Here is an 11,114-nt window from a genome sequence, read left to right on the forward strand (position 1 = left end):
CCGTCAGTGCTCGATCACGGCCGACAGCCCGAATTCCGCGAACGCTCCGATCACCGCTTCGGACAGTCCCGCAACGGAATTCGGGCCGTCGACCGACCACGACCTGATGTTCAGCGACATCCTGCCGTGCAGGAAGGCCACCGCAAGCCAGAGCAGGCCGCCACGACCGGCGAAATCGGCTGCGGTGACACCGGGTTCGACCAGCCTGGCATCGAAGTAGTCCGCGTGGGTGCCGTCGGGACGGTTCAGCTGATCCGGCAGATCGCCGAGATTCGAGCAGCCGATCGGTCCCCCGACCTTGAGCACCATCTTCTCCAGGCGCCGCACCGCGAACTTCGGGATGAACGGCGTCAACGGCAGCGGGGCCATCAGGGCGTCGCGCCGCTCGCCCATCGTGACCAGCGCCCGCTTCATCTCGGCACGCAGCCCGCGGAGATCGTCGAGGACGGTGGCCGGGTCGACGAGCACCGTGATGGTGTTCAGGGCGTTACCCGTGGTGTCACCCTCTGAGCGCTCACTCACCGGGAAGGACAACATCGCCCGGCCCGCACCGTCCACCCGTCCGATGAGCTGGCCCAGTCGTGCGGCCACCGCGGCGAACAGGACGTTGCGGGTGCCACCGAGCGCCGAGGCCACCGCATCGAATTCGGCGAGGTCGACGTTGACCGCCAGCGTCGGCACGGTGACCGAGTCCGCGACGTGGGGGCGCACCGGCTGGACCGCCTTCGCCGAATCGGTCAGCTCGTCTTTCTGCTCACGCGCTATCCGCGCCGCGCCGATCACCGCCGACGGGACTCGGCGCAGCGTGCTCAGCGTCGTGCCGAGATCCTGACGCAGGGCGGTGGGCAACGAGCGCGACCGCGGCGGTGGATAGCCGAGATCGCGCGCGGTGCCGTCGAGTGCCTCCGCGATCGACATGATGATCCCGCCGGCATCGGACACGGTGTGCGACACCGCAAGCGACACCGCATCGCCACCACCGGTCAGTGGTTGCACCGCGAGATGCCATGCGGGCCCCGTCTCGGGGTCCACCGGTTTGTCGGCACGCGCGCTCACCCATTCCCAGATGGACTCACGGGTGCGTTCGACGGCCATCACCTCGATATCGCCGGGTGGCGGCGCCGCCACCCAGCGGTGCCTGCCGAACGGCAGCGGGGACCGCTCCAACCGGCGACCGAGGATCGTCTGCCCGAGATTGCGGCAGAGCCGGCGCAACCCGTCGAGATCGACACCGCGCTCGTAGATCCAGGTGAACTGGATGACCGGGCCGCGACCAAGTGCGCGCAGGCCCACATAGGACGCCTGGTCGATATAGGCCACCGTGTTGTCGGCGCGCTGTGGCGCACGATCAGCGAAAACGCGTTCTGACAGAGTCTCCAAAATCCCCCCATGGGAAGTGGTGAGTCGAGCCCGGTAGTCAGCGACCCAGCAAGACATTCCGGGAGTCGGCCGCCGACTACTTCGTCGGCGTCGTATGCAGCACTGTTACTGCCACCCTAAGGGAAAACTGGGAATGCGCGAACGCAAACGGCAAACGTGACAATTGCAGGTTTCGGGCCCCGAACTTTGATTTCGGGGTGACGCGGTAACCGTCGCAACCACGTTCGGGACCATCGCCCCTGCTCGGGGCGCGCATTCAGACCCGCTGCAGCTCGAACAGCGGGATGACCCGGCTGGTCTTGGCCTGATACTCGGCGAACGCGGCCGCCGCGGCGGCGATCTTCGGATAGATCTCGTCACGCTCGGGCAGCGGCAGCTCGCGCACCGCTACGTCATACGCGTCGGTGCCGACCTCGATCCTGGCGTGCGGATCGGCCCGCAGGTTGTGCACCCACGCGGGATCCTTCGGCGCACCCGCGTACGAACCCACGATGTACATCCGGCCGTCGATGCTCAGGTAGGCCAGCGGCGTCACCCGCGGATGGCCGGTCCTGGCGCCGATGCTGTGCAGCAACAGCAGGTTGCCACCCTCGAACGCGGCCACCTTGCCGGCGTTCGCGCGGAATTCTTCGATGATGTTGCGGTTGAACTCGTCGAGGGCCGCGGGGTCGGCGACGAGCTTTTCCTTGTCGATGTCACTCATGTGTGGAGTCAGCCGTCTTGGGCTTGGCGTCTATTCCCGACTCCTTGCGCTGGGCCGCGGTGATCGGGGCCGGCGCATCGGTCAACGGGTCCACCCCGCCACCGGACTTCGGGAACGCGATGACCTCGCGGATGGAGTCCAACCCGGCCAGCAGCGCGGTGATGCGGTCCCAGCCGAACGCGATACCGCCGTGCGGCGGGGCGCCGAAAGTGAAGGCGTCCAACAGGAATCCGAACTTGTCCTGGGCCTCGGCGTGATCGATGCCCATCATCGCGAAGACCCGCTCCTGGACGTCGCGGCGGTGGATACGGATCGAGCCGCCACCGATCTCGTTGCCGTTGCACACGATGTCGTAGGCGTCGGCCAGCGCGGTACCGGGATCGGTGTCGAAGGTGTCCACCGACTGGGCCTGCGGCGCGGTGAAGGCGTGGTGCACCGCGGTCCAGGCACCGGAGCCGACCGCCACGTCACCGGAGGCGGTGGCATCGTCGGCGGGCTCGAACAGCGGCCAGTCCACCACCCAGGTGAACGCCCACGCCGTCGGGTCGATCAGGTCCAGCCGCTTGGCGATCTCGATCCGGGTGGCACCGAGCAGGGCGCGTCCCGCCTTGGGGGTGCCGGCGGCGAAGAAGACGCAGTCCCCCGGCTTCGCCCCGACGTGCGCGGCCAGTCCCGCACGCTCGGCATCGGTCAGGTTCTTGGCGACCGGACCGCTCAGCGTGCCGTCCTCACCGATCAGCACATAGGCCAAGCCCTTGTGGCCACGCTGCTTGGCGAACTCCTGCCAGCCGTCCAGCGTGCGCCGCGGCTGCGACGCCCCGCCCGGCATGACCACCGCACCCACGTAGGGCGCCTGGAACACCCGGAACGGCGTGTCCTTGAAATAGTCGGTGCACTCGACGAGTTCGACGGCGAACCGCAGGTCGGGCTTGTCGGAGCCGAAACGGCGCATCGCCTCGTCATAGCCGATCCGCGGCAACGGCAACGGCAGGTCGTAGCCGATCAGCGCCCAGACCGCCTTGAGCACCTGCTCGGAGACCGCGATCACATCGTCGGCCTCGACGAAGCTGAGCTCCATGTCCAGCTGGGTGAACTCCGGTTGACGGTCGGCGCGGAAATCCTCATCGCGGTAACACCGGGCGATCTGGTAGTAGCGCTCCATCCCGGCGACCATGAGCAACTGCTTGAACAGCTGCGGGCTCTGCGGCAGGGCGTAGAAGGAACCCGGCTGCAGCCGTGCCGGCACCAGGAAATCGCGCGCGCCCTCCGGGGTGGACCGGGTCAGCGTCGGGGTCTCGATCTCGACGAAATCGTGCTCGGCCAGCACATTGCGGGCCGCCGCATTGACCTTGGAGCGCAACCGGATTGCGTTGCCCGGGCCCTCCCGGCGCAGGTCCAGGTACCGGTACTTCAGCCGGGCTTCCTCACCGGCGGTCTCGTCGAGCTGGAACGGCAGCGGTGCGCTTTCGCCGAGCACGGTCAGCGAGGTGGTGTTGACCTCGATCTCACCGGTGGGGATCTCGGTGTTGGCGTTACCCTCGGGCCGCACCTCGACGGTGCCGGTCACCGCGACGCAGTATTCGGCGCGCAGCCGGTGCGCCTGCTCCAGCACCGCCGCATCACGGAAGACCACCTGGGACACCCCGGACGCGTCACGCAGGTCGATGAAGATGACGCCGCCGTGGTCGCGCCGGCGTGCCACCCAGCCCGCCAGCGTCACCGTCTGACCGGCATCGGTGGACCGCAACGAACCGGCGGCATGGCTGCGCAGCACTAAAACTCCTCATGAAGACGGGTGGGACGACTGAGCCAGTCTAGAGAGTGCGATCGGCTCGTCCCGACACCGCTACACGATGAGCATTCCCCGGACCACCCCGGATAGGGTCGACGGGTGCCGAAAATGTATCCGTGCGAACCCGTGGATCTGGACTTCATCTCCGAGGCACCGTTCCGTTTCGTCAGCACCGTCGACCTCGCCATCACACCGGAGCAGGTGTTCGAGGTGCTCTCCGACGCGCAGTCCTGGCCGCACTGGGCCTCCGTCATCACCAAGGTGACCTGGACCAGCCCGCAGCCGTACGGCGTCGGCACCACCCGCACCGTCCACATGCGTGGCGGCATCATCGGCGATGAAGAGTTCCTGTCCTGGGAACCGCACAGCCATATGGCTTTCCGGTTCAATCAGGCCTCGACCAACAGCATCGCGGCGTTCGCCGAGGACTACTGGGTGGTGCCCACCGAAGGCGGCTGCAACCTGACCTGGGTGATGGCGATGAAGCCCAACGGCACCGCTGCTCGTCTCGGCATGACCGCGGGCCGCCCGGTGATGGGTTGGCTGTTCCAGCGATTCCTGCACAACCTGCGCCGGTACACCGACCGGCGTTACGCCCGCTAGTACACGCCGGCCCAGGCCGCACGCCGGCGTTCGTCGGGGTCCTCCACCGTCACGTCCCGTGCGCTGCCGATCAGCCGGGTGGCCCGGCGCTGCGCGTCGTAGAACGGCCACTCGTCCAGCCCGCCCCTGGCGAACTCCAGCCACGAACGCTGCATCCGCCGGCCGACCGCAGGCTGCACCCGCCGGCCCAGTGGATGCAGCTTACGGCCCAGATAGGAGCCGTAGCTGTGCTGAATGTGCACGATCTCGCTGCCGTGCGTGGCGCCCAGGCCCAGGGCACGCAACGTCCAGGTGGTGTGGTCGAACCGGTACATGTGCACCGGCGCATGGGCACTGTAGGCGTCGGCGAACGCCCAGGTCGGGGCGCCGAACATGGCATCGGAGCCGAAATCCACCAGTGCCCGGCGGCGCGGGTAGGCCGGGTACGCACCGAGCACCCGGTTGCGGGCGTGCGGCGCCCTGCGCGCGAAGAATCCGTCGATCGACTCCAGCGTGGTCGGCAGCATCGGGGGTTTGCCCCACGCGAACATCGACGCCTCATGACTGTTGGTGCCGATGATCAGCGGGATGGCGTGCACCGCGCCGGCCCGGGCCGCCTCGATGGGATGCCGTGGCAGCAGGTCGACACCATGGGTGAGCCCGAAGGCCAGCGTCGGCGTGTCGGCGGCGCTGGCCGCCTGCACCACACCGGCGGCCCGGCGCAACCGGCGCTGCGGCAGCTGTTTGAGATGGTCGACGTCGGCGCCGAGTTCCCCGAGAAAAGTCTGCGCCTGCCGCGCCCTGGTCTGCCGGTCGGCGATCAGCGGCAGCGCGGGACTCTGCGCGATCGCCCTGGTGAACAATCCCTCGGCGGCCGGACTGGCCAGCAGCGCCAATACCGATGTGGCACCGGCGGATTCGCCGAACACGGTGACACGCTGCGGGTCACCGCCGAACGCCGCGATATTGTCGCGCACCCATTGCAGCGCAGCGATCTGGTCACGCAGGCACAGGTTGTCGTCGAAGCCGTCGCCCAGGTCGCCCAGCTCGAAGCCACCGAACACCCCGAGCCGGTAGGTGACGTTGACGACCACCACATCGCCGTTACGGGCCAGCCTGGACCCGTTGTACAACTGCAGCTGCCCGGCACCGTAGACGAACGCACCACCGGGGATCCACACCATCACCGGCAACGAGCCCGACACGTCCGGCGACCACACGGTCACCGTGAGACAGGCCTCATCCCGCATCTTGGGGTCGTCCCGGCCACCCCCCACGAAGGACCGGCCCTGCGGCGGCAGCGGACCGTGCTCGAGAGCATCGCGCACCCCCGACCACGGCTGCAGGGGCGCCGGCCCCTGGAAACGCAGCTCCCCCAACGGCTGTTCGGCGTAGCCGACACCGCGCCACACTCCGACACCGCCTTCGGTGCTGCCGCGCAGCTTGCCGTGCGAGGTCGCCACGATCGTCGGGAGTTCAGCGACGAGAGACACACCGCAATCGTAGTGTGGGAAGCTGAGCCCAGCCGGTTGCCGACGATGCAGAGGGAGTTGGTGGGGGAAATGACCTTCAACGAAGGCATGCAGATCGATACGAGCACCACCTCCAGCAGCGGTGGCGGCCGCGGTCCGGGCCGCGGCATCGCGATCGGCGGCGGCCTGGGCGGTCTGCTGATCGTGGTGGTGGCGATGTTCCTGGGAGTCGACCCCAACAGCGTGCTCGGGCAGAACGAGGTCACCCAGAACCAGCAGTCGGTCACCCCGGGGTTCGACGTGTCCCAGTGCAAGACCGGCGCCGACGCGAACGACATCCTGGGCTGCCGCATCATCGCCACCGGTAACTCGGTGGACGGGGTCTGGTCACAACTGCTGAAGGGCTACACCCGGCCGCACGTCCGGTTGTTCACCGGCAGTGTGGACACCGGTTGCGGGCCGGCCACCACCGACGTCGGCCCGTTCTACTGCCCGGCGGACAAGACGGCCTATTTCGACACCGACTTCTTCCAGGTGCTGGTCGACCAATTCGGTTCCAGCGGCGGCCCGCTGGCCCAGGAGTATGTGGTGGCCCACGAGTTCGGCCACCACGTGCAGGACCTGCTCGGCAACCTGGGCCGCGCCCAGCAGGGCCCGGGCGGTGCCGAGGGCAACGGGGTGCGCACCGAGCTGCAGGCCGACTGCTACGCCGGCATCTGGGCGCACTACGCGTCGATCACCAGACAGGAGAGCACCGGCGTTCCGTTCCTGGAGCCGTTGAGCGACAAGGATATTGCCGACGCACTGTCGGCGGCGTCCTCCGTCGGCGACGACCGCATCCAGAAGGCGTCGACGGGCCGGATCAACCCCGAACAGTGGACGCACGGATCCTCGGCCGAACGCCAGAAGTGGTTCACCACCGGCTATCAGACCGGCGATCCGAAGAAGTGCGACACCTTCGCCGCCCGCGATCTGGGATGAGCACCGATCCGGTCACACCGGACACCAAAGACTGGACCTGGGTGCTGGACCGCCGTTGTCCGGACTGCGGATTCGACCCGGCACGGGTGGCCCACACCGACGTCGCCGAGCGCATCGCCACCGATGCCACCCACTGGGTCGACCGGTTGACCCGCTCCGGTGTGCGGCAGCGCCCGGCGCCCGATGTGTGGTCGATCCTGGAATACGGCTGCCACATCCGCGACGTGCACCGCATCTTCGCCCACCGGGTCCGGCTGATGCTCACCGAGGACGTACCCCGATTCCCGAACTGGGATCAGGATGCCACCGCGCTGGCCGACGACTACGGCGCCCAGGACCCCGCGGTGGTCGCGCTCGAGCTGTTCGATGCCGCCACCACGGTGTCGGACACCTATCGCTCCGTCCCCGACGACGCCTGGTCCCGGCGCGGGTTACGCAGCAACGGAAGCGAATTCACCATCGCCACCATCGCCCTCTATCACCTGCACGATATCGCGCACCACGCTTGGGACGTCACCGGCGAACTCTTCTGACCCTGATCGCCGCCGGCGTCAATGGCCGCCCTCGGTGCGGCGGATCTGGTCGGAGGTGTCCGCGGCGTTGAGCGCCGCGCTGCGAAACGCCTCGGTCTGCGGCACGGACAGGTGCAACTCGCTGAGCTGAGCGACCTCGATGGTCCCGCTGGACATCTGGAAGTCCAGGCAGTGCCCGCCCCGGCGCTGGTCGGCGGTCAGGAAATGCAGGTGGTACCCGGCCACCGAGATACCCTGCTCGAACTCGGGCATCCGGAACCCGGCCAGCGTGCCGGAGACATCGGTGAACCGCGCTTTCGCCTGGCTCGCGGTGGCCTCCACCAGCGGCGGGTAGGGGTGGTGCTGGGCGGCCACGGTGCGGGTTTGCAGTGCCGTGAAGTCACCGCGGATCCGGACCGCGCACATCACGTTGTCGCTGCCGACCAGATCGTCGATCCGCGCGGTGACCTCGGCCCAGTTCGCGGGCTCGGTGAGCGAGACGGTGCGGCCGGGTCCGAAACGGGTGACGGCGGCAAAGGGTGTGCGCTCGTCGGGCGCGGCCGACACCGCGGTGCCGTCGGCGCGCAGGTGATGGCACGTCCCGTCGAGGACGACCATCTCACCGTCGAGCCCGTTGAACGTGCCGAGGCCGAAATCGCCGTGGCGCAACAGTTCTGCGACCGTGACATCGCCGTCGTAGACGCCGGCGAGCAGGGCGTCCATCGTCGAGGTCTGGTACAGCTGCCCGGCACGGGCCACCGGCGACTGGGCGCGGCGGTGCTCGACCACCGACCGGGCCCAGTCCCAGAAACCGGAGCGGGCGTCGGTCATTCGAAGACGTCGCCGTGCAGGTGGGCGGCAAGTTCGATGTTGCGGCTGTAGTCGACGAGCACGTCTATCAGCGTAGGTCCGTCCTGGTTCAGGGCCTCGGCGAGCACGGCGGTGAACTCCTCCAGCGTGTGCACGCGGTAACCCCGAGCTCCGAATGCCTTGGCGTAGGCCACGATATCGTAATCGGCCAGCTGAACCCCTGACCTGCGCCCGTACTTCAGCACCTCCTGGAAGCCGACCATGTCGTAGGAGTTGTCGCGCATCACCACATGGGTGAATGTCAGGCCGAGGCGCTTGGCGGTCTCCAGCTCCTGGGCCGAGAACAGGAAGCCGCCGTCCCCGGAGATCGAGACCACCTGGGTGCCGGGCCGAACCAGGCTGGCGGCCATGGCCCACGGCAGCCCGACGCCGAGGGTCTGCTGACCGTTGGAGAACAGCAGGTGCCGCGGTTGGTAGACGCGGAAGTGCCGGGCCATGTGGATGTAGACCGAGCCGATATCGCATGCCACGGTGGCGTCGTCGTCCAGTCCGTCGCGCAGCGCGAGGACGAGCCTGGCGGGATCGATCCCCGCCGGGGTCGCCGGTGTCGCGCGGGCGGCCTCGTCGGCTGCCCCGAGATCGGCACGGTACCCGGCCAACTCGGCGGTGAACTCCTCCGACGGCGCCACCCCGGACAACTGCGGTACCAGGCGGCCCAGGGTGGCGGCCACCGATCCGCGCAGCTCGGCGACGGGTTGGTAGTGTTCGTCGATCTCGGCGCCGACCGTGTCGACGTGGATGATCGCACGGCCGGGATCGGAGTTCCACAGTGCCGGGTCGTACTCGACGGCGTCGTAGCCGATGGCGAGGACGAGATCGGCATGCGCGAGCAGAACGTCCCCCGGCTGATTGCGGAACAGGCCGACCCGTCCGACGTAGTGCTGCTCGAGGTCCCGCGACATCACCCCGGCCGCCTGGAAGGTCTCGACGACGGGAAGTCCGGTGGCCGAGATCAGGGCGCGCACCGCCGCACAACTGCCGGGGTCGGCGGCGCGGATACCCACCAGCACCACCGGGCGCCGAGCCCGGCGAATGAGTTCGGCCGCAGCGCCCGTCGCGCCGTCGGGTGCGCTGCCCAGCTCCGGTACCGGGCGGGCTCCGGCGAGCGTGGACGCCGTCACGGCCGCGAGCACATCCGACGGAAGTACCACCGCGGCCGCCCCGTAGGGCTCGGTCGTGGCGGCGCGGAATGCGGTGACGACCGCCTCGGCGACATCGTCGGGATCATCGACCTCGCCGGTGTACTTGGTCACGGTACGCAGCATGGCGGCGGCGTTCATCGACTGATGGGTGCGCTTGAGCCGGGCGCCACGGCTGACGGCGCCGCACAGCGCCACCACCGGATCCTGCTCGGTGTTCGCGGTCAGCAGTCCGGTCGCGAGGTTCGCGGTGCCTGGACCGGAGGTCACCAGCACCACCCCGGGGCGTCCGGTGAGCCGGCCGATCGCACCGGCCATGAAGACCGCGTTCTGCTCGTGGCGGCACACCACCACCTCGGGTCCGCCGTCCAGCAGGGCATCGAACACGGCGTCGATCTTGGCGCCCGGGACGCCGAAGACGTACTGGACACCGTGGTCGGTCAGGACGTCGACCACTCGGTCGGCGCTGCGCTTGGCGGATCGGGTCATGGTGGCAGTCTTCAAGCCGGCACGGCCATTTGCCATCAGTCGGGTGACTGACCACAGGGTCACCGCAAGATCGGAGCTACAACCGCGACTGATGCGTGATGTCGGTATCGGTGGTGCGCAGTGGGCGGATCAGCGCGTCCTGGGTGAAGGAGGCCAGCAGCTCCCCCTCCTCGGTGTGCACGGTGCCGCGCACATAGGACATCCCGGCGCCGACCTGGGTGCTCTCGTGGCCGTACAACAACCAGCCCTTCCACTCCACGGGTTCGTGGAAGCTCACCGAAACGGTCATCGGCGCGGTGGACACCGTCAGGTGCGCCTGGGCCGTGCCGATCCCCTCATGTGCTCGCATGGTCGTCGAAATCCCCAGGTGTCCGGTGAAATACGCGATGAGCGCCTTGGCCAGGTCGGCCCGCGGCGGAACCGGATCGTAGCGCAGCCAGGCATACAGCTCCGGCGGTCCGACCTCGTCGGGGCTGTTGACGTCGACGATATCGACCAGCCGCAGTTCGCGGCCGGTCATCGGCATATGCCCGACGTTGGCGTCGGCCGGGGCCGCCACGTCCGGCTTGGGCAGGTGGTGCCGGATGACGTCGCCGGACGGCACATCCAGCAGCACGGTGACGGTGATACACCGTTTTCCGTGCTGGGAGGCGGAGATCACCGCCGTCGCCGTCGAGCGCCCTTCCGCCACCACGTCGATATCGAGTTGCACCGGCGGCCCGACCAGCACCACTCGGGCGAACACCGCCTGCACCGAGCGCACCGACTTGTCGGGAAAGCGTGCGGCCGCCGCGACGATCGCCTGTGCCAGCACCTGGGTGCCCTCCACGACCTGGCGGTCGTCGGCGCCGGCCAGACCGGTCTGGGCCAGGAACCGGTTCGGCCCGTCGGCGGCCGGCTCGAAGAGGTCGAGCAGACCTTCCAGGGTCCACTGCACCTCGTCGGTCGCCCGCTCCGCTGTGGTGTCCGAGTTCGTCATGTGTCCTTCCCGGCAGCGGCAGGCCCGCGTACTCGCTCTACAAAAACGGTAACGCCATTCTCGCTGATCGCACAATACGGTTCACGAAGTCCGCGCTGACCATCCTCGGCAACCTCGGGTATACGGATGCGCAATGGTGCCCACGCTGGTGTCTCTCGCCACACCCAAGTGGTAACTTCATTACCACTACAGGATAACTAGACTTCCCGGAGGCG

General features: G+C 68.4%; 10 protein-coding genes. 3 read left to right on the forward strand and 7 right to left on the reverse strand.

The genetic code is table 11. The features are described from left to right. Positions 1-3: 3 nt before the first annotated feature. The 3 genes from H7J86_RS31350 to aspS form a co-directional block, all read right to left on the reverse strand. Positions 4-1,380, reverse strand: coding sequence for a hypothetical protein (locus tag H7J86_RS31350; RefSeq protein WP_267295698.1), 1,377 nt, complete (start codon positions 1,378-1,380; stop codon positions 4-6). Positions 1,381-1,636: 256 nt separating this feature from the next. Continuing rightward, the gene (locus H7J86_RS31355) at positions 1,637-2,083 is read right to left on the reverse strand and encodes a nitroreductase/quinone reductase family protein (RefSeq protein WP_267295700.1); all 447 of its coding nucleotides are present in this window, start codon (positions 2,081-2,083) and stop codon (positions 1,637-1,639) included. Next, complete coding sequence (aspS, locus tag H7J86_RS31360; protein WP_090364423.1) at positions 2,076-3,857, reverse strand: aspartate--tRNA ligase; 1,782 nt, start codon at positions 3,855-3,857, stop codon at positions 2,076-2,078. The genes H7J86_RS31355 and aspS overlap by 8 nt, the downstream gene beginning before the upstream one ends. Positions 3,858-3,983: 126 nt before the next feature. On the opposite strand from aspS, the gene H7J86_RS31365 reads away from it, so the two are divergent. Further along, positions 3,984-4,478 (forward strand): SRPBCC family protein, encoded by a 495-nt coding sequence (locus H7J86_RS31365; RefSeq protein WP_090364422.1) that lies wholly within the window; start codon positions 3,984-3,986, stop codon positions 4,476-4,478. On the opposite strand, the gene H7J86_RS31370 is transcribed toward H7J86_RS31365, so the two are convergent. Further along, positions 4,475-5,950: a carboxylesterase/lipase family protein gene (locus H7J86_RS31370; RefSeq protein WP_267295702.1), complete on the reverse strand. Its 1,476-nt coding sequence runs from the start codon at positions 5,948-5,950 to the stop codon at positions 4,475-4,477. The genes H7J86_RS31365 and H7J86_RS31370 overlap by 4 nt on opposite strands. Before the next feature lie 69 nt (positions 5,951-6,019). Between H7J86_RS31370 and ypfJ the strand changes: the two genes are divergently transcribed. Both ypfJ and H7J86_RS31380 read left to right on the forward strand, forming a co-directional pair. Beyond that, the gene (gene ypfJ / locus H7J86_RS31375) at positions 6,020-6,910 is read left to right on the forward strand and encodes a KPN_02809 family neutral zinc metallopeptidase (protein WP_267295704.1); all 891 of its coding nucleotides are present in this window, start codon (positions 6,020-6,022) and stop codon (positions 6,908-6,910) included. Then, positions 6,907-7,443 (forward strand): DinB family protein, encoded by a 537-nt coding sequence (locus H7J86_RS31380; protein WP_267295706.1) that lies wholly within the window; start codon positions 6,907-6,909, stop codon positions 7,441-7,443. Before ypfJ ends, H7J86_RS31380 begins: the two co-directional genes overlap by 4 nt. Positions 7,444-7,461: 18 nt before the next feature. Here H7J86_RS31380 and budA read toward each other — a convergent pair whose 3' ends face one another. From budA to H7J86_RS31395, 3 genes are all read right to left on the reverse strand, one after another. Beyond that, on the reverse strand, positions 7,462-8,253 hold the full coding sequence (gene budA, locus H7J86_RS31385) for an acetolactate decarboxylase (RefSeq protein ID WP_267295708.1): 792 nt from the start codon (positions 8,251-8,253) through the stop codon (positions 7,462-7,464). After that, positions 8,250-9,920, reverse strand: a complete 1,671-nt coding sequence (gene alsS / locus H7J86_RS31390; RefSeq protein ID WP_267295710.1) for an acetolactate synthase AlsS — start codon at positions 9,918-9,920, stop codon at positions 8,250-8,252. Before alsS ends, budA begins: the two co-directional genes overlap by 4 nt. Positions 9,921-9,996: 76 nt before the next feature. Then, the gene (locus tag H7J86_RS31395) at positions 9,997-10,899 is read right to left on the reverse strand and encodes an acyl-CoA thioesterase (RefSeq protein ID WP_267295712.1); all 903 of its coding nucleotides are present in this window, start codon (positions 10,897-10,899) and stop codon (positions 9,997-9,999) included. Between the last annotated feature and the right edge of the window lie 215 nt (positions 10,900-11,114).

The sequence above is a fragment of the Mycobacterium hackensackense genome (assembly GCF_025822555.1).
GTDB lineage: Bacteria > Actinomycetota > Actinomycetes > Mycobacteriales > Mycobacteriaceae > Mycobacterium > Mycobacterium fluoranthenivorans.